This is a genomic window from Nocardia callitridis, from assembly GCF_039543305.1.
Classification (GTDB): domain Bacteria; phylum Actinomycetota; class Actinomycetes; order Mycobacteriales; family Mycobacteriaceae; genus Nocardia; species Nocardia callitridis.
The window spans coordinates 1,330,643-1,351,742 of the sequence record NZ_BAABJM010000001.1; the positions used below are offsets into that span (position 1 = coordinate 1,330,643).

The 21,100-nt window shown below is 64.9% G+C and carries 20 protein-coding genes; 9 read left to right on the forward strand and 11 right to left on the reverse strand.

Translation table 11 applies throughout. The features are described from left to right. Window positions 1–137: 137 nt before the first annotated feature. Complete coding sequence (locus tag ABEA50_RS05685) at window positions 138–803, reverse strand: TetR/AcrR family transcriptional regulator (RefSeq protein WP_345493954.1); 666 nt, start codon at window positions 801–803, stop codon at window positions 138–140. A 104-nt stretch (window positions 804–907) separates the two neighbouring features. On the opposite strand from ABEA50_RS05685, the gene ABEA50_RS05690 reads away from it, so the two are divergent. The 5 genes from ABEA50_RS05690 (at window position 908) to ABEA50_RS05710 (ending at window position 5,780) form a co-directional block, all read left to right on the forward strand. Then, window positions 908–1,804: an SDR family NAD(P)-dependent oxidoreductase gene (locus ABEA50_RS05690; protein WP_345493955.1), complete on the forward strand. Its 897-nt coding sequence runs from the start codon at window positions 908–910 to the stop codon at window positions 1,802–1,804. A 351-nt stretch (window positions 1,805–2,155) separates the two neighbouring features. Then, window positions 2,156–3,511 carry a hypothetical protein gene (locus tag ABEA50_RS05695; RefSeq protein ID WP_345493956.1) on the forward strand — a complete coding sequence of 452 codons (1,356 nt, stop codon included), beginning with the start codon at window positions 2,156–2,158 and terminating at the stop codon, window positions 3,509–3,511. Window positions 3,512–3,622: 111 nt separating this feature from the next. Next, window positions 3,623–4,432 carry a TIGR03084 family metal-binding protein gene (locus ABEA50_RS05700; RefSeq protein WP_345493957.1) on the forward strand — a complete coding sequence of 270 codons (810 nt, stop codon included), beginning with the start codon at window positions 3,623–3,625 and terminating at the stop codon, window positions 4,430–4,432. A gap of 297 nt (window positions 4,433–4,729) precedes the next feature. Next, window positions 4,730–5,203 (forward strand): SRPBCC family protein, encoded by a 474-nt coding sequence (locus ABEA50_RS05705; protein ID WP_345493958.1) that lies wholly within the window; start codon window positions 4,730–4,732, stop codon window positions 5,201–5,203. A gap of 10 nt (window positions 5,204–5,213) precedes the next feature. Next, on the forward strand, window positions 5,214–5,780 hold the full coding sequence (locus ABEA50_RS05710) for a ribonuclease H family protein (RefSeq protein ID WP_345493960.1): 567 nt from the start codon (window positions 5,214–5,216) through the stop codon (window positions 5,778–5,780). A 72-nt stretch (window positions 5,781–5,852) separates the two neighbouring features. On the opposite strand, the gene ABEA50_RS05715 is transcribed toward ABEA50_RS05710, so the two are convergent. From ABEA50_RS05715 to ABEA50_RS05755, 9 genes are all read right to left on the reverse strand, one after another. Beyond that, window positions 5,853–6,866: a hypothetical protein gene (locus ABEA50_RS05715; protein WP_345493961.1), complete on the reverse strand. Its 1,014-nt coding sequence runs from the start codon at window positions 6,864–6,866 to the stop codon at window positions 5,853–5,855. 129 nt (window positions 6,867–6,995) lie between these two features. Next, complete coding sequence (locus tag ABEA50_RS05720) at window positions 6,996–8,174, reverse strand: MlaD family protein (protein ID WP_345493962.1); 1,179 nt, start codon at window positions 8,172–8,174, stop codon at window positions 6,996–6,998. After that, on the reverse strand, window positions 8,171–9,274 hold the full coding sequence (locus tag ABEA50_RS05725; RefSeq protein WP_345493963.1) for an MlaD family protein: 1,104 nt from the start codon (window positions 9,272–9,274) through the stop codon (window positions 8,171–8,173). The genes ABEA50_RS05720 and ABEA50_RS05725 overlap by 4 nt, the downstream gene beginning before the upstream one ends. Next, window positions 9,271–10,398, reverse strand: a complete 1,128-nt coding sequence (locus tag ABEA50_RS05730) for an MlaD family protein (protein ID WP_345493964.1) — start codon at window positions 10,396–10,398, stop codon at window positions 9,271–9,273. Before ABEA50_RS05730 ends, ABEA50_RS05725 begins: the two co-directional genes overlap by 4 nt. Further along, entirely contained in the window at window positions 10,398–11,393 is a 996-nt protein-coding gene (locus ABEA50_RS05735) for an MCE family protein (RefSeq protein ID WP_345493965.1), read from the reverse strand. The genes ABEA50_RS05730 and ABEA50_RS05735 overlap by 1 nt, the downstream gene beginning before the upstream one ends. After that, complete coding sequence (locus ABEA50_RS05740; RefSeq protein WP_345493966.1) at window positions 11,390–12,433, reverse strand: MCE family protein; 1,044 nt, start codon at window positions 12,431–12,433, stop codon at window positions 11,390–11,392. The genes ABEA50_RS05735 and ABEA50_RS05740 overlap by 4 nt, the downstream gene beginning before the upstream one ends. Then, window positions 12,430–13,962: an MCE family protein gene (locus ABEA50_RS05745; protein ID WP_345493967.1), complete on the reverse strand. Its 1,533-nt coding sequence runs from the start codon at window positions 13,960–13,962 to the stop codon at window positions 12,430–12,432. Before ABEA50_RS05745 ends, ABEA50_RS05740 begins: the two co-directional genes overlap by 4 nt. Window positions 13,963–13,968: 6 nt before the next feature. Next, entirely contained in the window at window positions 13,969–14,832 is an 864-nt protein-coding gene (locus ABEA50_RS05750; protein WP_345493968.1) for an MlaE family ABC transporter permease, read from the reverse strand. A gap of 3 nt (window positions 14,833–14,835) precedes the next feature. Then, entirely contained in the window at window positions 14,836–15,654 is an 819-nt protein-coding gene (locus ABEA50_RS05755; RefSeq protein ID WP_345493969.1) for an ABC transporter permease, read from the reverse strand. 564 nt (window positions 15,655–16,218) lie between these two features. On the opposite strand from ABEA50_RS05755, the gene ABEA50_RS05760 reads away from it, so the two are divergent. Beyond that, the gene (locus ABEA50_RS05760; protein WP_345493970.1) at window positions 16,219–16,890 is read left to right on the forward strand and encodes a S1 family peptidase; all 672 of its coding nucleotides are present in this window, start codon (window positions 16,219–16,221) and stop codon (window positions 16,888–16,890) included. Between the two features lie 100 nt (window positions 16,891–16,990). Here ABEA50_RS05760 and lppU read toward each other — a convergent pair whose 3' ends face one another. Continuing rightward, window positions 16,991–17,620 carry an LppU family putative lipoprotein gene (lppU, locus tag ABEA50_RS05765; RefSeq protein ID WP_345493971.1) on the reverse strand — a complete coding sequence of 210 codons (630 nt, stop codon included), beginning with the start codon at window positions 17,618–17,620 and terminating at the stop codon, window positions 16,991–16,993. A 189-nt stretch (window positions 17,621–17,809) separates the two neighbouring features. Between lppU and ABEA50_RS05770 the strand changes: the two genes are divergently transcribed. The 3 genes from ABEA50_RS05770 (at window position 17,810) to ABEA50_RS05780 (ending at window position 21,050) form a co-directional block, all read left to right on the forward strand. After that, window positions 17,810–18,352: a DUF6764 family protein gene (locus ABEA50_RS05770; protein ID WP_345493972.1), complete on the forward strand. Its 543-nt coding sequence runs from the start codon at window positions 17,810–17,812 to the stop codon at window positions 18,350–18,352. Window positions 18,353–18,498: 146 nt separating this feature from the next. Next, entirely contained in the window at window positions 18,499–19,683 is a 1,185-nt protein-coding gene (locus tag ABEA50_RS05775; RefSeq protein ID WP_345494676.1) for a serine hydrolase domain-containing protein, read from the forward strand. A gap of 434 nt (window positions 19,684–20,117) precedes the next feature. Further along, entirely contained in the window at window positions 20,118–21,050 is a 933-nt protein-coding gene (locus ABEA50_RS05780) for a L,D-transpeptidase (protein WP_425577535.1), read from the forward strand. Window positions 21,051–21,100 lie beyond the last annotated feature (50 nt).

A 21,100-nucleotide genomic window follows, 5' to 3' on the forward strand; every position in this document is an offset into this window, starting at 1 on the left:
GATTCTGAGATGTGGTCACCTTTTCGGCCCTCCAAAAGTTGAGCGATGCCCAGTCAACCCCCAACCCCATCCACTTTGTTCCGACCCGGTGACGCTGTTCACCGAGGGCGAACCCGCACCAGGAAACAGGAGGTGTTTCAGCCGCGCGGCAGCACGCCAACGAGCGATGCGGTGAAGGCGACCCGCAGTGCGTCCGGTAGCTCCATGTGGAGCGCGCCGAGGGCGGGCTCGTCCGCGTAGACGGCGACGAGATTGGGCGGCGGCGGGACGTACGCCGCAAGAGCACCCGCCGAGAGCAGACTCATCAGGCAGAACAGCTGTGCGTTTTCGCCGAGCTCCGGCAGGTGACGGCACATGAGATCGGCCATGTCCGCGAGCCTCGCGAGGTAGGCGCGCTTGTATCGCTTGACCACCTCCACCGAGACGTTGCGCTCGAGGACGCCACCCTGCGCGCCGAACAGGTCGCAGAGCACAACCTCTCGCGCCAGCGACCGACTCAGGACTTCGGCCAGCTGACCGGCCCGCACGTCCTGCGCCGCCTTCGCCTCGATTTCCGAGGCCAGCTCGTCCGCGAGTTCGACCAGCCAGCTCCCCATGAAGACGTCCTGCAGTTCGAGTAGCACCGCCTCACGGGACTCGAAGTACCGCAGGACATTCGACTTGGCCAGGCCCACGCGTCGACTGAGTCCGTTGAGGCTCAGCTCGGCCACCGACATCTCGTCGAGCATCGCCGCCGCCGTATCCAGGATCGCTCGGCGACGGACCTCACGCTGCTCCTCGCTGCGTGCTCGATGAAAGCTCACGCCTTCACCCTAACTTAAAGACCACCGGTTCCTTGACAGAAGACCGACGGTCTTTTACGTTGTACCCAATAAGAGACCAGTGGTTCTTAATCAAGGAGTACGTCATGAGCGACAACTGGACCGACACGCGCATCCCCGACCAGAGCGGCCGGGTGGCGATCGTGACCGGCGCCAACACCGGGCTGGGTTTCGAGACCGCCCGAATGCTCGCCGAACGGGGGGCGACGGTGGTCATGGCCGTCCGCAACATCGAAAAGGGCAAGCAGGCGGCCGCCCGCATCACCGGCGACGTCACCGTCCAAGCGCTCGACCTGTCCTCGCGGGACTCGATCCAGTCCGCCGCAACCGATCTGCGCGCCCTACACCCGCGCATCGACCTCCTCATCAACAACGCGGGCGTGATGTACCCCCCGCGCCAGACCACCGCCGACGGCTTCGAGCTGCAGTTCGGCACCAACCATCTCGGCCACTTCGCACTGACCGGCCTACTGCTCGACCGACTGCTGCCCGTCCCAGGTTCCCGCGTCGTGACGGTCAGCAGCGTCGGCCACCGCATCCTGGCCGACATTCACTTCGACGACCTGCAGTGGAAGCACTCCTACCGGCGCGTGGCCGCCTACGGCCAGTCCAAACTCGCCAACCTGATGTTCACCTACGCCCTACAGCGCAGGCTCGCGCCACACGACACCACCATCGCGGTCGCCGCACACCCCGGTGTTTCCGACACCGAACTCGTGCGCAACATGCCCGCCGCGCTCCGAGGGCTCTTCAGCGTGGTCGCGCCACTGCTCACCCAGAAGGCCGAAATGGGCGCGCTGCCAACCCTGCGCGCCGCCACCGATCCGGCTGTCGTCGGCGGGCAGTACTACGGTCCCCGTGGCCTCGGTGAGGTCCGTGGATACCCGAAGCTGGTCACCTCCAGCACGCGCTCCCACGACGAAGCGATCCAGCAGCGCCTGTGGAGCGTCTCCGAGGAACTCACGGGCGTGACGTTCCCCTGAACCCGGCTCGCACGGTGATCAGCGGCCGGGCGCCAGAGCCGCGGACCCTTCTCGGCCGCACCCGGATTCGCCCGGTATGCCTCGCGTCGCAGGCAGCCGCCTGACCCCTCGGACAGACGAACAGGCCACTCACGACGACCGGCACAGTCGACCCCTCGAAACGGCCACTGCGGAATTCGTGGCCGCTGCGACACCATCATCGAACAAAATCACAGGTCGGGCAGTTCCGACGCCGCGGTGTAGTACACGTCCGCCCGCCGCGTTGACAGTGGCGGGCGGGCTAGGAGAATGTGGGGGTCTGGATCGCTCATACCGGTGGTTGTGCCGGGTGCCGCCGAGGGAGAACCACCGATGACGTCACTCGCCGCTGGCGTGTTCATCGACTGGGAAGACCTGACCGGGCAATCCAAATTCGTCGTCGACCTGATCACGTTCCCGATCTTCAGCGCGATCGCGGGCTGGGTGACCAACTGGACCGGCGTGCTGATGCTGTTCTGGCCGCTGCGGTTTCGTGGCTTCCGAATCCCGGGGCTCGATGTGCTGTACCCGTATTTTCCCCGGCGCGTGCAGGTGTTGCCGACATTCTCCGGTGACGGTCAGCGGCTGGGATTCCAAGGTTTCATCCCCGCGCGTGCGGAGAAGATGGCCAGCATCTGCGTGGACAAGGCGCTGATGCGCATCGGCAGTCCGAAGGACTTCATTCACGAGCTCGACCTGGACGGCATCGCCGACTACGTCGCGGTCCTCGCTCGGGGACAGGTGCGCGAGATCGTCGACGAACTGATGGAACGCGACAACCCCGATCTGTGGCGCTCGGTACCGCGTGCCGCCAAGCAGCTGATCTACCAGCGGGTGGATCGCGAACTGCCCGCGCTGTCGCGCCGGGCGTTCGAGTCGCTCGGCGACAATGTCGACCAGCTCATCGACATCAAGAGCTTCGTGATCAGGTACCTGCGGCAGAACCCGTCCATCCTCAAGGACCTGACCACCACCATCGCCGCGCCTGAGCTGCGGTTCATGGTGCGTGTCGGCCTGCTCGGCGCGCCGTTCGGCCTGCTACTGGCCCTGTATCTGCATGTGCACCACGATATTCCGGTGATCGGTTGGCTGCCCGGCTGGGTGATCGTGCTGCTCGCGGGCGCGCTGATCGGCGTGCTGGTGAACGTGATCGCGGTGAAGATGGTGTTCGAGCCCGGCGATCCGCAACCGCGCTACAAGTACCTGTGGAAGCAAGCGCTGCTGGCCAAGCGGCAACCGCAGGCGGCGGCCGATCTCGCACACATCCTGGCCTACCAGGTGCTGACACTGCCCAATCTCTCGCACGAGCTGCTGGACGGGCCCAACGGCGACAAGACCAGGCAGCTGCTGGAAAACCTGATCTCCGCGGAGATCCACCGTCAGCTCGGGCGAACCACCTCGCTGGTGCGTGCGGCGTTGGGGCGTCGCCAGTTCGAGAATCTCACGGTGGGTGCGGCCGGTGCCGCGGTGGGGCTCGCGCCGTCGTTGGTGGAGGACGAGGAGTTCACCTCCGAGCAGGCGAAAACGATCGATGAGTTCGCGGCGCGCAAGCTGAGATTCCTGACGCCGGGGGAGTTCATGGAGATGTTCTACGCCTCCGTCGAGCAGGACGCGTGGCTGTTGTACCTGCACGGTGCGGCGCTCGGTTTGTTCGTCGGGGGCGTTCATCTCGTCATCTTCGGCTGGTAGCGGCTCGAACCGACCAAAATACAAGCACACGCGCTTGCATTTTGCCGGACTCGCTGCGATGCTGAGCGACGACCAGCAGCGCAACACCTGCCGCGACGTGCAAGGGATCCGATGGCCGACCTCGAAGCGTTACTCGCCGAACTCGCCGACGAATGCGCCGATCTGGAACGACTCGTCGCGCGACTGGACGCCGAGGGAATGGCGACCCCCACACCAGCGCCGGGCTGGAGCATCGCGCACCAGATCGGCCATCTGGCATGGACCGACGAAGTCGCCACCATCGCCGCCACCGACGCCGACCGCTTCACCTCGATCGTCGGCGACGCCTTCGGCAAGGCGCTGACCTTCGTCGACGAGGCCGCCGAAGCGGCTGCCACCGCCGCACCCGAGGAACTGCTCACCCGATGGCACAACGGCCGCACGGCACTGGCGGGCGCCTTACGCGCCGTACCACCGGGCGCCAAAGTCCCCTGGTTCGGTCCGCCGATGAGCGCCGCGTCGATGGCCACCGCACGGCTGATGGAGACCTGGGCGCACGGACAGGATGTGGCCGACGCGCTCGACGTGCACCGCACACCGACCTCGCGGCTGCGCACCGTCGCCCACATCGGTGTGCGCACCAGGAATTTCGCGTACCTGGTGCGTGAAAAGCCCACGCCGAACGAAGAATTCCGGGTGGAACTCACCGCCCCCGATGGCTCGTTGTGGACCTGGGGCCCCGAAGACGCCGTCCAGCGAATCACCGCACCCGCACTGGACTTCTGCCTCCTGGTGACCCAGCGCCGCCACCCCGACGACCTCGCCGTGCGCGCGAACGGCACCGACGCGGCCGAATGGCTCACCATCGCACAGGCTTTCGCGGGTACTTCGGGCGAAGGACGCACTCCGGGACAGTTCGACCGAGCTCAATACAAGCCGTGAGCCGACGAACGCGATCCGCGACCTACGCCGGCGCCGCCGCGTAACGGAAACTCCGCGCGCTACGACGTCATGGGGGTGCGCGGTGTTCGGCGCGCAGCCGCCGAGCCTCGGCGACGCTGCTCGGCGCGCACCACGTCGACCAGACCTTATTCGCGAATTCCCGTGCGAGGGAACGGCTCCAGAACAACCGACCGGTCGGTGATCGTATCGACCGCTGACAGATCAAGCGAGGCACTCGGCCCAATAAAAAGGAAGTTTGTAGTACTTTTAGTCCAGCCGTCGAATCGGGAGAGTCGAATGGGTCGGATCACGTACGCGAACGATGTCGCAGCACCGCCCGAGATAGCCTTCGAATACACGGAAAGCCCTGCTTCAGTATCGGATTGGCTACTCGGCGTCACCGCGTTCGACGCCGAAGGGCCGCTCGAACACGGCGCGGGCGCACGCTTCATCGCCACGTTCGGACTCCTTCCCCTGCGCCCGAAAGTGACGTGCGAAATCACCAGCTATCGACGCGGGGTCGTGCTCGGGTACACCCTCCGAGGGCGCCCGAACTGCACGCTGACGGTGCGCTTCGATCCACTCGGCCATGACAGTTCGGTCATGACCATCGTGGCGGACTACCCACCGCGACACGCGGGATGGGCCGGTCGATTGCCGGGTACCGCGGTGGACGCGTTCGTCGCCTGGGCGGTGCGACGGACCGAAAACCGATTACGAAGGGAGATAGCGGAATTCCACGATACGGACCTTGTCGGTCGGATTGCGTAGGGTGCCAAGCATGATCATCGTGAGCACCGACGGGTCCTGCCTGCGTAATCCTGGCGGCGCCATCGGCTGGGCTTGGGTCAATCATCAGGGCTCCGCACGCAGCGGCGGCGCCGCGTCCGGCACCAATCAGGTCGCGGAGCTACGGGCCGTCCTCGAGGCCATCGTCGCCCACCCGGGGACCGAACCACTATTCATCGAGAGCGACTCGCTCTACGCGATCAAGTGCTCGTCGGAGTGGATCAACGGCTGGCGCACCAATGGCTGGCGTACCACCACCGGCGCCGCGGTGAAAAATGTCGAACTCATCCGTGAGATCGACACCGCGATCGTGAGCCGACCAGGGCCCGTGCGGTTCCGGTGGGTCAGAGGGCACGTCGGCAACTACTTCAACGAACAAGCCGACACGCTCGCGGGCGAGGCGGCGCGTAAGGCGGCGGTAGCCACCGAGGCCGACACCGACAGCATTCCGGTGATCAGCACCGCGAAGCCGCCGGCAGCGCCGCGCAGGGAATCCGCGGCGGCCAGCACTGGCGCCGCCGCGACAACGCCTGCGCCGCAGTCGATGACTCTGTTCTGAAATTTCCCGAATGGCCTCCGGCGGTGGACTGGGACCACCGCCGGAGGCGCACGTTCTCTCGAGTCGCCGCGATCAGTTACCCGGCGTCGGCGCGGGTGCCGGTGCACCGCCGGGAGCCGGCGCAGCGCCGCCCGGTGCCGGAGCACCGCCGGGCAGACCGCTGCCCGCGCCCTTGAGCATCGGGGAATCCAGCTTCTCCACCAACCACTTGCCGTCGATCTTCTTCAGCTGCGCGATGACCACCACGAACTGCCGTGCCGGTTCGGGCTGGGAGAAGTTCGTACGGAACTGCGTCAAGGTGACCAGCACATTCGCCGACTCCTTGTCGCCGGACTGGTAGCCGCACTGCACGTCGTCGACCCAGGACTTCACCTTGGCCTGCACCATGGCGTCCTTGAGCGCCTGGTTGGCGTCCGCGAACTCCTTCTGGAATTCACCGGTGGACCCGTCCTTGACCTTGGTGAAGTACTCGTCCAGGTTCTGCGAGTAGTCGTAGACCGACACATCGTTACCGAAAGCGCAGCCCGCGTCGGTGGCCTCGTGGATCGCGTCGAGCGAGTCGCCGCGATCCTTGCCCTGCAGGAAGAACACGACGAGCGCGGTGATCGCGGCGACCGCGACAACACCCGCGACGAACGCCGTCGCCAGTGCGCCGACCGAACGCGACTTGGCGGGGCCCGCCGCTGTCGCACCGGAGGTGCCGTTGTCGGCTGCGGCTGCCTTCTTCTCCGCGGCAGCCTGGTCTTTGTCGGCGACCTTGTCTTTGTCGGCGACCTTGGCGGTGTCGACCTTGCTGGTAGCGGCCGCACCCGCCGAAGCAGCGGACGAATCGGACTTCGCTACGGCTTCGGTCTTGTCTGCGTCGACCTTGTCGGCGTCGACCTTGCCCGCGTCAGCTTTGTCGGTGTCCGCCGTGTCAGCGTCGGCCTTGTCTGCGTCGGCGCCCCGCTGCGCGGCAGCCGTATTCTCGGCGTCGGTTTTCCCCGCCTCGGTGTTGTCCACCCCGGTCTTCTCGGCGTCCTTGGCGTCGTGGGCTTCCGTGCCGTCCTCGGCGTCCTTGCTCTTGTCGGCGTCGTCGTTAGACATCGATACAATCCTGCACTTTCCCGGCGCACGCGCACGCGCGTCGATTCGGCTGATCCGGCCCGCATTGTGAACGAACCATTCGCGAGTATGCCCCGGCCCACAGCATTGCCGCAGGGCCGGGGCTGTTACTCACTTCACCGGAGGGAGGGTCCGCTCATTCGGATCCACACCCGGCGGCATGTGCGCGCCATTGTCCGGCACGTCGGGCCTCGGCGCGTTCGCCGCGCCGCGGATCTGTTGACCGGGAGGCGGGTTGTCGCAGTAGTTCCACTTCGGAATCGTGCCGTCCTGAATGACCTCGTTGCGCACCATCGGGGTGTCGTAGGTACAGAACGGTCGCGGCCAGATATCCAACATCGCGTGGAACTCACCATCGTGCGCGGGGATACCCAGCGCCTTACCGCCCGAGGCGATCGAGGGGAACAACGCACGCAACGCGGGCAGACGCAACTGCGCCGCCTTGGTGATGGCCACGAAGTTGTTCGCCAGGTTGGTGATCGGGTCGATGTTGGAATCCACCACGTTGCCGAGGGTGTTCAACTGTCCCGGCGCCTGGTCGAGCACATTCTGCAACTCGGCGTTGGCGTTGTTGAACTGGTTGATCAACGTGCCGGAGTTGTTGGTCAAGGTGGTCAGGTCCGGCTGTGCGTTCGAGGTGGTCTGCGCGATGGTGCGCAGATTGCCGATCAGGTTCGTGGTCTGCGGCAACAACGAGTCCAACCCGGCCATCGCCAGGCTCACGCCGTTCACCAAACCACGCAGCTGATCGGGGCCACCGCTCAGCGCGGTGTCCAGCTCGTCGAGGATCACACCGAACTTGTCCGGGTCGATCTGGGCGATCAACGCACTGGAGTTGTCCAGCACCGCCGACACCGGAACCGGTGTCTTGATCTTCCCCGGATCGAACTGCACTACCGAGCCGTCGCTGAGGTAGGGACCGGCGTCGGCGGCGGGACGGAAGTCGATGTACTGCTCACCCGCACCGGACAACGCCTGCACCGCGATCGCGGTATCGACTGGAATCTTGTACCTGGTTTCGATATCGGCCTTGGCGGCAATGGCCTGGCCACCATTGGCCAGCGTGATCGAGTCGACCTTGCCGACACGGAAGCCGCGCAGGGTCACGTCGTTACCCGGCTGCAGACCGCCGGAGCGATCCAGGCTCACCGTGACGGTGTAGTGCGTGCGCAGCGGGTTCACCCGCATCACCGACACCAACAGGTACGCGCCGCCCACCACCAGCACCAGGATGAGGCCGAGGGTCGACAGCAACATCTTGCGTTGGAACAACTTCGACAGCCAGCTCATCGGCCCGCCCCTGTCACTCGGCCCTGCACGAGTTGCAGTACCTGGATGATGCTGCCCGCGAAGTCCTGCAGGTCGTTGAGATCCTGCAGGCCGCCGTGCTCGGGGTCGGTCAGCGCGCTGATATCGAGGTTCGTCGCGGTGGCGTACACCGCGAAGCTGTTGCCTCGGAAGCTCGAAGCCGCCTTCGGCGTGAGCACCTGTAGTCGATCGAGCAGCTGCCCGAACTGATCGCCGGTGGCCGCGAGCGCGTTCATCAGCTGGTGAGTGTTGTCCAACAGGTCACCCAGCTGCTGACCGGAAGTATTGGAGTAATCGCCGAGCGCGGCGCTCGTGGTGGAGAGCTTGCTCAGCAAATCACCGATGGCCTGGTTGTTCTCGGCGATGGCACCGATCATGTTCGGCAGCGTGTCGGCGACCTGGCCCAGTTCGTTGTGGCGGGTCTCGATGGTTCCCGCCAGCGTGTGGAACTGGTTGAGCACGCCGTCGATATTCGCGCTGTTCTCGTTCAAACTGCCGATCACGCCGGTCATCTCGGTGATCAGGTGGGCAAGCTGGGGGCCACGCCCGCCGACGATCGAGTCCAGCTCCGAGCCGAGCTTGCTGAGGCTGGCGATACCGCCGCCGTTGAACATCATCGACACCGAGATCAACAGCTGCTCGACCGTGGCGCCCGCCGATGTGTCCTCGAGGGTGAGCGTGTCACCGTCGTGCAGCAATTCGGTGCCCGGCTGCGTTTGCGGCTTCGACATCGCGATGAACACATCACCGAGCGGGGTGGCCTGGCGTAGTTCGGCGGTACTGCCCTTGGGCAGCTCGATGCTCTTGTCGACGGTCAGGTCGACGATCGCCTGGAAGTTCTTGGTCCTGATGTTGGAGACGACACCGACTTCCGAACCACCGATCTTCACTTTCGCCTGATCGGGCAGGTTCAACGCGTTCTCGAATACCGCGTGCAGCGTGTAGGAATCGTCGGATTGGCCAGGCTTGGGCAGTGGCAGCTTCTCCACCGTCAAGCCGCAACCGGAGGTGATACCCACACCCGCTGCGGCAGCGACGGCGATGAGCGCCCTGCGTGCCTTGATCGACATACGGTAGGTCATTTCGTCAGTCCAAGCAGCGCGGCGGTGAGCCCGTAGTCGGGCCCGAAATCGGACATGTCCCCGGTGCGGCACCCGTCGGCCTTCATCTGGACCCGCTCACAGAACACACTGATGACTTCACCCGAGAGCGCGGTGCCGATGATCGCGTGCAGTCGCACATAGCCGCCCTCCGGATTCATGATCTTCTCGACGTTCTGCAACATCATCGGCGCGACATCGGCGACCTCGGTCATGCCCCTGGAGTTGTCGCGCAACTGCTGGGTCACGTTGGTCAGCCCGTTGAGCGAGTCCTTCAACTGGTCCTGGTACTGACCGAACACCGAACTGGTGTTGTTGAGGAAGTCGTTGAGCTGATCGAGCGTCGCCTGCAGGCCGGGTGCCTGGTCGGCGAGCAGTCCGGTCATCTGGGTGGTCCGGTCGCTGAAATCGCGCACCGATTGGTCGTTTTCGGCCAGCATGCTCGTCAGCTCGTTGAGCTTGACGATGATGCTCGACACCGCGTCCTTGTTGTCGACACCGACCTTGAGCGCACCCGACAGCGCGTTGAGCGTGTCGCGGATCTTCTCGCCGTTGCCGTTCAACATCGGATACAGCGTCTTACCCGACAGCGGTCCGAGGCCGTCGGAACCCTCTTCCGGCTTCAACGCCGCGGAGAATTGATCGATGGTCTTGATCAGCGTGTCCAGCTCGACCGGCGTCTTGGTGCGCGACAACGGCAGGTGGGTGCCGTCGGTCATGGCATCGCCGCCGGTGAAGACCGGAGTGAGCTCGATGTGCCGGTTGGTCACGATCGACGGCGAGATGATCGCCGCCTGAGCGTCTTTCGGAATCTTCACACTCGGCTGCACCGAAAGATGCACCTCGATGAAGGTGCCCTTCGGGACGATCTTGTCGACCTTGCCGACATCGAGGCCGAGCACCGTCACCGGGTTGCCCTCGTAGATACCCGCGATGTTCTCGAAGTCCGCGGTGATCTGCAACGAATTGCCGATCGCGTTGTTCACCGAACTCGGGACCAGCGAACAACTCCCGACACTGAGCGCGGCCGCGCTGATCGCGAGAGTCTTCGCGATCGTCTGCCACTTGATCGGGGAGGCGCCCTTACGGAATTTGATCAGTGTCATCACTGGCACCCCTCGATCGCTTGGGCGAAGCACAACCAGTTGTCCGGGAACAGCCACGGCAGCCCGACATCACCGTATGGACCACTGCCACCCCAGGAGTTGGCGAGGTAACGCACGGTCGGCGGCATGAGCGAAAGCATCCGATCCAGGTTGTCCTTGTTCTTTTGCAGGCCCTGAGCCATGGTGTCGAGCTGGGTGATCGTGGGGCCGAGCTGATCGCCGTTCTGCGCGCCGATGTCCTGCAACTGCTTGCTCAGCGACGCGACATTGTCGAGCAACTGACGCAGCAGATCCTGGCGTTCCATCACCCGGTTGGCGATGGCCTCACCCTGGGTGATCACCAGCAGCACACTGTTGCGGTTGTCGGCGAGAATCCTGGTGACGCGGTCCAGGTCCTTGAGTAGACCGTCGACCTGATCCTTGCGCTCGTCGATGACCTTCGAGATCGCGCCGACCGAATCCAGCGCCTGGGCGACCAATTCGGGAGAATCGCCGAGCTGCTGGTTGATCGCGGTGAGCGAATCCCCCAACTGCTTGGTGTCGAGCGCCTCGAACTTCGGGGTGCCGACCTCGATCACATCGGCGAGGTTGTAAGGAACCTCGGTGTTGGACACCGGGATTCGCTTGTCCTTCAGACCCGAACCGTCGCCGGGCTGCAGGTCGACGAACCTGGCGCCCAACAGGGTCGCCATCTTGATCGAGGCGTGCGCGTCCGGACCGAGGTCGACGTCGTTGGTGACGCTCATGCTCAGCAGCACGTGGTCGCCTTCGATCTCGGCGCCGGTGACCTTGCCGACCGGCACGCCGGCGACATTCACCTTGTCGCCGACCCGCACGCCCGCGGCCTGCACGAATTCACCCTTGACGGTTTGCTCGCCGAGCCCGATGAGCTTGTAGGCACTGGACCCGACCAGCAGTACGACGATGAGCAGCGCACCGAAGAGGCCGAGCCAGAAGTTGCGGTTGTTGTTGAACCGCGATTTCAAACTAGTCATGGGCGGCACACCGCCGAGTGCGAATTGCCACCGATCTGTGAGAACAGACCGCGCGGGAACAGGATCCCGTAGAGCGACACATCGAGACCACACAGGTACGCGTTCGCGTAGCCGCCGGTGGAGGTGTGCCTACCCGCGGCCGACAACACGGTGGGGAAGTCGATCGCGGCCTGGTCCAGCTTGGCACCGTTGGCGATCAGCAGGGTCAGTGCCGCGCTGGTGGAGTTCTGGGCGACCTCCAGCTTCGGTTGGATCTGGCCGACCATGTTCACCAGAGAACTACTCGCGGTCGAGATCTGCTCCGTGGATGCGAGCAACGACTGACCCTGGTCGTACAGGCCGCCGATCAAGGCCCGGGTCTGGGTCACCAGGGTCTCCAATTCATCACCTCGTTTGGCCAACCCGGACATCACTGCCGACAGGTTGGTGATCACGTCCGACAGAATCGCGTCCCTGCGCTGGAAGTCGGTGGCCAACTGCGCCGCCTGCACGATGAACGCGCTCAGCGACACCCCGTCACCCTGCAACGCCTGGATGAAGGTCTCCGAAAGGCGGTTGACCTGTTCGGGCTGTAGTACCTGGAACAGCGGCTGGAAACCGTTGAGCAGGCCCGAGATATCGAACGACGGCTCGGTGTGCGCCAGCGGGATGGTTCCCTTGTTCTTCAGCGGCGCCGGGTTCGGCTCCGCACCGGGATCCAACGACACGTAGCGCTGGCCGATCAGGTTTTGGTAGCGAACCAGCGCCCTGGTGTCGTCGAACAGCGTCTGGTCCTGCTGCACGACGAACGTCACCGTGGCGACGGACCGGTTGCTCTCGTTGTCGCGCCCGAGCTCGATCTTGTCGACCTTGCCGACGCGAACACCCGCCATGCGTACGTCGTCGCCTTCATGGAGGCCGAGCACATCGGTGAACGTCGCCGAGTAGGACTTGGTGTCACCCTGGACGATTCGGGCCAGCGTGTTCCACACGAGCACCGTCACCAGGACCGAGACGATCGCGAAGATGCTGAATCCGATCAGCGGCTTACGAATGTTCATCGGACGGCACCCTTGTCGGATACCTGCATCGTCGCGCCCTTCATGATTGGGCCGAGCAGCAGGTACTCGGCGGTGGTCGGCTTGCGGCCGAGCAACGGGCCGATCGCGGCGTCACCCTGGTAGGAGATCGGAGCCGCAGTCGCATTCTCGGGGGCAGCACCCTCGGGAGCCGAAGCGTTGTCCTGTGCCGCAGCACCTTCGGGAGCGGGAGCCGCCGCGGGTTCCGGGGCCGGTGCCGGCGGGAACAGGCCGGGGAGCAGCCCCTGCAACGGCGGGAACAGCCCTTGCAGCGGGGTTCCCGCGAACGGCTCCGCGGGGTCGGCCGCCGCGATATCCGGGACCCTCGGCATGGTGACACCGGGGATCAACGGAAGACCGGGCATCGGCACCACCGGGGGCAGTCCCACCGCGGAGTCGACCGCGCGCGGCTTCAGCTTCTCCGGCAGCGGAGGCAGATCGTTCACCGCGGGGGCGGTGCCACAGCTCGGGCCGGCCAACTCGCCGTAACGCGGGCAGTCCTCGACTGTGTAGGGCTTGTACGGGGTGAGCGTGATGCCCGCGTCCCACACCTGCTGATTCTGCGGACCCCAGTGGAAGGTGGTGTCCATCCTGCGCACGGTCTCGTTGAGGTTCACCAGCGACGCGGTGATCGCGCTCGGGTCGGCGGCCAGCGCACCGAACATGTCGGAGGTGCCCGCGGTGACCTGCTTACCGGTATCGGGGTTACGGGCGAACAGGTCGTTGACCGTGTCCATCGTCGCCGAGGTGCCGGTGATCAACGCGACCAACTGGCTGCGCTTGTCCGCGATCGTCTGCGCGGTCTGCACGGAATTGCCGAGCACGTCCAGCAATTCGGGTGCCGACTGGTTGAGTGCCTGCACCGAGGTGGCGAAGTTGTTCAGGTCCGCGCCGAGGTCGGGGATCGAGTCGTCGACGCTCTGCAACCAACGGTCGAGCCGCTCGACCGTGGAGCCCGGCATCCTGCCGCTGCCGTCGAGCGCCTGCGAGAGGGTGCCGAGCACGCGGCCGAACTGGACCGGATCGATCTTGTCGATGATGTTGCGTGCGGTGGTGAGGGTGTCCTGCAGCGCGATCGTGCCCTGGCTGCGGTCTTCGGGAATCACCGAACCCGAGTGCACGTAGCTGTCGTCGGGACCGTTGAAGATCAACTCGACGGAGGTGACGGCGAACAGGTTGGTGGGCACCACGCGCGCGGTGACGTTCGCCGGAATGCCGCCGGCGAATTCCGGCTTCATGTCGATGTTGACCTTTTGCAGCTCGCCCTTGGCCTTCACCTCGACGTCCTTGACCGCGCCGACGAGCACGCCGCGGAACTTGACGTCGGCGTTCTCCGGCAGGCCGTCACCTGTCGTGGTGAGTTCGGCGACGACCTTCACCTTCGAGACCAAGAAGCCTTGGTAGCGCGCCATCAAGAGACCGAGCGCGAGGACGAAGACGACGAGTCCGGCCAAACCTGCCACGAGCAGCTGTCGTGTGGTGGGCCCGCGCCCACTGGGATCCATAATCATGTGCGCCTACCCCGAGATCCGAATGCCTGGGTCGACGCCCCAGATCGCCAGTGTCATGAACAGGTCGACGAAGACCACCGCGATGATCGAGGTCTTGATCGCGCGGCCGGCCGCGACGCCGACGCCTTCCGGACCACCGGAGGCGAAGTAGCCGTAGTAGCACTGGATGAACGTGGTGATCGCGACGAACAGAATCGCTTTGAGCAGCGAGTAGATCACGTCCGTCGGAACAAGGAATTGGTAGAAGTAGTGCTGGTAGGTGCCGCTCGCGGTGTCGCCGATCAGCTGCACGGTGAGGCTGCAGGAGATGTAGGCCATCATGAGGCCCAGGCAGTAGAGCGGAATGATCGCGACCACGGCGGCGAACATCCGGGTGCTGATCAGGTAGGGCAGCGGCCGGATGGCGATGGATTCCAGCGCGTCGATCTCCTCGGAGATCCGCATGGCTCCCAGCTGCGCGGTGAATCGGCAGCCCGCCTGTACCGCGAAGGCCAGCGCCGCGAGCAGCGGGCCGAGTTCACGGGTGGTACCGAATGCGGAGATCGCACCGGTGATCGGGCTCAGGCCGAGCAGGTTGAGCGAGTTATATCCCTGAATACCGACGGTCATACCGCCGAAGGCGCTGAGAATGACGACAACGCCGATGGTTCCGCCACCCACGACAAGATTACCGTTGCCCCAGGTGACGTCGGATAGTAGTCGCCACACCTCTTTCGGATAGTGCTTGAGCGCCACCGGGATCGAGCCGATCGAGCGCAACAGGAAAAACACCTGATGGCCGATCCGAGCGAGCCAATCCACTGGCGCCTTCGCTGTTTTACGGAGCTGCTGCAGCGGCCGTAGTAGCGGAGGTACATACGTTGACGACACCGGTTAGACCACCTGTGATGGGAATAGAACGTTGTACACCTGAGTGATGATCAGGTTGACGCCGAACAGCATGATCGCGGAGCTCACCACCGCGGAGTTCACCGAGTTGGCGACACCACCCGGCCCGCCTCGGGTGTTCAGGCCGGTATCGCACGCGATGATCGCGGCGAGCAGACCGAAGATCAACGACTTCACCAGCGCGACGAACAGGTCCGTCGTCACCGCGAAGGACGCGAAGGTGCCGATGTAGGAGCCGGGGGTTCCGTTCTGCGCGAAGATGTTGAAGATATAGCCGGTCAAGAAGCCGACGAAGACAACGAAACCGCACAGCAACACACTGACGAGCATCGCCGCACCCAGTCGTGGCGCGACGAGCCTGCGCATCGGGTCGACACCCATCACCTTCATGGCGTCGATTTCCTCGCGGATGGTGCGGGATCCGAGATCCGCGCATACCGCGGAGCCGACGGCGCCCGCGATCATCAGCGAGGTCACCAGTGGGGCGCCCTGCTGAATGATGCCGAGGCCGTTGGCCGCACCGATGAACGAGGTGGCACCGACCTGTTGGGCGACGGATCCGACCTGGATGGAAACGATGACGCCGATCGGAATGGCGACCATCAGGGTGGGGACGGCGGCGACACTCGCCATGAACGCGCATTGCCGAATGAACTCGCGAAACGGGAAGCGGCGACGAAAGATCGAGACGAACAACTCGGCCACGGCCGCGATACCCATCGTGATCTGTCGACCCAGCGTCTCGAAGGACGCTTTCGGGTGGCCTTCCCAGTAAGCCTTGGTCCAATCGACTGCGCCACTCAACCGTGACCCTGTGGGTGGACTCTTGGTCGACTGCACTGGCTAAACCCTCCTCGACGCCGGTTGGCTGCCCCGGCGACTCGTTTGCTTGACGCACCTTACTACGTAGTAAGCCAGAACACACCACCGACTTGTGATGACAGTCATAGCCGTTCGGGGATGTCACTGAAACGTTCGAGAGATAACGCATCGGCATTGGAGAAGGGACCAAAATCGGCAAGGTCAATGCTGGGACAAGTGACAGCTCACCTGCGTCGATCCCGCTGTGAACCACCGGCGATCGATCGGTTTATTCGGAGTGCGTTCATTCAAAACGCATGTGCGGTGAAATGGCAAACCGATGACGTCTCCAGCATCCGTCGAACAAAACTCGGACCGTCAACCAAATTTCTGATAGCGCGTCGCTATTGACCGGATTAGAGACATTAATTCATATATGTACCTAAATGAGGTTTGAATCGTGTCCCCGGTGGTCAACCGGCAAGCAGATGACGCGCCCGGCCACGTTTACTGACACGATGGGTGCGACAGATTGATATCGTGCGGGCTTCCGACGTCTGGAGGGACATGTTCAGCAAACTCGCCAAGGTGGCTCACGCCGCCTTCGCCGTGGCCTGTGGTGCGGCGCTACTCGGGACGAGCGCGGGGGCCGCGAACGCGGCTGGCCCTCCGGTCATCGGCGGCGGCAGCGGGATCGTCATCGACAACCAATTCGAGTGCACCGTCACCACCATCGGCCACGACAACGCGGGGCGACTGGTCGGACTGACCGCTGGACATTGTGGTGACCCCGGTGCCCAGGTCTACGCCGAATCCGACCGCGGCGCGGGCACGATCGGCCACTTCGTCTACTCCAACCACGACCTCGACTACGCCGTGATCGAATTCGATCCCGCCAGCGTCATCCCGGTCAACCGGGTCGGCAACGTGACCATCGCCGGAGTCGGCGGGCCGGCGAGCTTCCCCTCGATCGTCTGCAAAGAGGGCAGGACCACCGGCAACACCTGCGGCATCGCCTGGGGTGATGTGTTCCAGACCAATATCGAGACCTGGAACCAGATGTGCGTCGTCGAGGGCGATTCCGGCGCACCCGTCGTCGTCGGCAACACCTTGGTCGGCATGGTGAACGCCTACTTGGCCGTCGCCTGCTTCGGCCCCGAGGTCGGCACCAACATGAGCACGATCATGGACGACATCAATGGGCGAGGCGGCGCCGGCGCCGGATACCTCCCCATCTGACAGCGAGCACCCGAATGAGCGGGCCGACGGCAGATGCCGTCGGCCCGCTTATTTTTCGGTGTCCATCCCCGGAGAGCCCTGGAGGACTGAGCCGCTGCGGCTAGAGGTCCTGCACGCAGACCACGAAGTGGCGCTGATCGTAGACATATCCGGTGCCGCTACCGCAATCACCGACATCGGCGGTGCCGTGCTTGATATCGGTGACCTTGACGCCTTTGCCGACCGTCGCCGAGCAGTCGATCCGCTGCGGATCGTCGCCACCGACGTCCATGCAGCCCTCGACTTCCCAGTCGATATCGAGGCAGAAGGCACCCACTTCCACACCGTTGATGGTCTCGGCGTAGTAGTTGTCGGCATCGCCGATGCACTGCGAACTCTTCGGCTGCTTCTCGATCACCTTGTAGTTCGCTTCGCGGCTGCCGCATGAAGCCTTGTCGATCGTCGCATCCGTGGTGGTACCACCGAGCTTGACGCAGTCGTTGACCTCGGCCTCGAAGTCGGTCTCGCCGGGAGCCCTCGTCGTCGTGGTCGGCGCGGGCTTGCTGGTAGTCGCGAGACTGGAGGTCGGCTTAGGCGTACTGGTCGCCGACACCGCCGGAACGGTCCCGTTGTCGACGGCGGGCTGGGCGGTGCCGCTGATCGTCGAACCGCAAGCGACAGTGGTGAGCGCGGCTGCCGTCATCGCGAATGCGGCCATTGCCAGACGACCCGAGGTCAATTGACCAGGCACGTACAGTCCTCCCGAGCCGTAACGCTCCGCACTCAGGCCCCCGAGAGAATCCGAAGTTGACAAAGCTGTGCATGAGATACCTCGAAATGAATACACCATGGATCACATGCCCGTCGAGTCGGCGACGAAAATGCCCTTCCAGCAAACGAACTGGGTAGGCTGGGAACTCGGTGCGATGAGGAGCGTTTTATGAATCTGATCGGCGCAGTCCTATGTTCGGTCGCTGCTATCGGCGCGTCGGTCGCGCTCCCAGCTACCGCCTCGGCAACCAACGCGCATTGCGTCACCGACTACGGCGGCGACCTCCTGGTGCGGGAGGGGTCCACGGTGTGCCGCGCCGTCAGCGATCACGCGGGGCGCGCGCGAGCGATTGCCATCGACGGCACCGCCTACGCGAACGCGACCGGCGCGGGGACGAATACGCCGGGAGGAGCGACCGCGATCGGCATCGGCGTCAACGGCGCAGCCGCCGCGGGTGACGGTGCCGGCCTCCCGCTCGCGATCGGCATCGGGGCGGATTCGGTGGCGCTGACCGCCATCGCGGCGGATCCGGTGACATCCCCTTTCGCACTGTCGATCGCGCTCACCGGCTCCCGCGCCTCCGTTCGCACCAGTGACAACACACTGAACTGCCTGGGAGCCGCCGCGCTTGCCCTCGACCCCGGCGACGGCACGCTCGGCAGCGGCGCGGCATGCCTGGCCACACCGTTCGGCAGCTGGCGGACGCCGTGAACCCATTACGCTGATGACGGTCTGACATCCCGATATCCCGTGACACTCGGCGGTCAGGAGGTGACTCCATGGTTTCGGCTACAGCCGGAGACGACTTCACCGGCGACGACCATGCGCCGCGCGCCGCGCCCCGGGCACCGCGCGAGATGCTGCTCGACCCGCGTTTCACCCGGTTGGCCGACCAGTTCTTCGGCATCTTCCACCATCACGGTCACGGCGGCGGCGCACTCGCGCTCTACCTCGACGGACATCCCGTACTGGATATCTGGGCCGACGAGCAACGCCGCTGGGACGGCGACACCGTGGTGCTGGCGTTCTCCACCGGCAAGGGCGTCGCCTCGACCGCACTGCACCGCGTCGCCGAACGCGGACTCATCGACTACGAAGCGCCCGTCGCGCACTACTGGCCGGAATTCGCCGCCAACGGCAAGCACGACATCACCGTGCACGACGTGCTCGCCCACCGCGCCGGTCTGCACAGGGTGCGCGGCCTCGTGCCGGGCCGAGAAGGCATTCTGGATTACGAAGCCGTGGTGAGCGCGTTGGCCGCGAGCGAGCCCGACCCCCGACGCATCCACGCCTCCGGTTATCACGCGATCACCTTCGGGTGGTTGGTCGCCGAGATCGTGCGACGGGCCACCGGGAAAGAGTTCATCGAGGTCGTGCGCACGGAGATCGCCGAGCCGCTGGGCATGGACGAATTCTGGTTCCGGGTACCGGAATCCGAGCGCTCGCGGCTGGCCGCGATCACCCGCAACCTCGGCCCGCCCGGAATCCGGTGGAACACCGCGTCTTCGGTGCTCTCGCGCGTGCGTCCCATCCGTGGCCTCGCCGAAGCGGGTATGCCGGAGGGATTCGACGAACTGGTGCGCGACCCTCGAGTACACGACGCCGTGATGCCCGGCTGGAACGGCGTCTTCACCGCACGCGCGCTGGCCAGGATGTACGGCGCACTGGCCAATGACGGACTCGTGCACCCGGACAACGCTGGAGTCGGCCCGAGGTCGTCGGTTCGGCTGCTACGCCAAGAGACGATCGAGACGATCAACCGCACCCAGTTCGCGGACGGGCGCGATTACGTGCTCGGCCTGCCGCTGCGCTTTACCCTCGGCTATCACCGGCCGGTGCTGATGGCTAAACAACAGCCACGAAACGCCTTCGGCCACTACGGGGTCGGTGGTTCGGGCGCATACGCCGACCCCGAGCTCGGCATGTCCATCGCCTTCGTCACCAACCGACTCGGCAACGCGATCACCGCACTCGGCGACGCCCGGCTCGCCAAGCTGGCGGCAACGGCGACGAATACCGTCCGCCGACTGCGCGAACAGTAGCGTCGCGACGGCGGGTGGCCGCGACGAACAATCCGGCCGCGCCATTCGAGTGATCTGCGTCACCAAGATGTTTGATACCTGCCGGTAGCTACCAAGATCAGCGGGCCACCCACACCGGGAACTCGCCGGGGTGACCATCGCCTTTTCCATTTCCGACAGGCCGCTGTGACCGTCGCCACTCATCGCCGTGTCGGCGAATCACTATGGAAGACAACTAGCTTCGGCCACACCGGGACGGTAGGAATGTACGACGGGTCGGGGCCGTCGATACGGGTAGACGTTGCGCTTCGCCGTGCGCTGATTCGAGCGCAGGACCACCGGGCACAACAGGCCAACGCCGAAGCCGACAGGCCAACGCCGAACAGGTCATCGCTGGACAGGTGGAGCGCCGCTGCGCTTGGCACAGCGGAGTTCGCTCCGCGACCGAATGAGAGATGGACGAGAAGCTTATGCACGCCGCTTTGCACACCAAGTCGTCACGCGGGGACCGCGGGGACCGACAGCCCAGGCGCCTGGCTCGCCACGCCGTCATGCTGTCCGCCGCGATCGCGACGGCGGGCGCGGTCATCGTCGCGCCCGCCCACGCCGAACCGCTGCTGCCAGGCATCCCGGGAATCGACACGGGCTCCTCGTCGGCGGCCACCGACCCCGGTACCCCGCGCGCGAACTTCGCGCCGCCCTCGATCAACATCAACGACGGTGATGTCGTCGGTGTCGCACAGCCCATCATCATCACCTTCAAGGAGCCGGTGCCCGACCACGCCGCCGCCGAACAGGCCATCCACGTCACCAGCTCGAACGACGCTCCCGGCCACTTCTACTGGCGCGGCGACAAGCAGGTGCGCTGGCGGCCGAACGAATTCTGGCCGGCCAACACCGATGTTCAGGTCGAAGCGGGCGGCACGACCAGTGCCTTCCGCATCGGTGACGAGCTGATCACCACCGCCGACGACGAGACGCACACCATCACCATCACGCGCAACGGCGAGGTGGTGAAGACGATGCCGACCTCGATGGGCAAGACCAAGCACGAAACCCCCAACGGCACCTACATCGTCGGCGAGAAGTTCCGCAAGATGGTGATGGACTCCAACACCTACGGCGTCCCCGATACCGACCCCGAGGGCTACAAGCTCGACGTCGAGTACGCGACCAGGATCTCCAACAGCGGCATCTTCGTGCACGCCGCCCCGTGGTCGGTCGGCCAGCAGGGCTACTCCAACTCCAGCCACGGCTGCCTGAACGTCAGCGACGAGGACGCGCGCTGGTTCTTCGACAACACCCAGCCGGGCGACCCGGTGGTCGTGGAGAACACCCAGGGCGGGACCCTCGACGCCAGCGACGGATTGGGCGACTGGAACGACTGACCGCACCGAGGAAACGGCTGAGCGATACCAGCCGACACAAGAGCAGACGC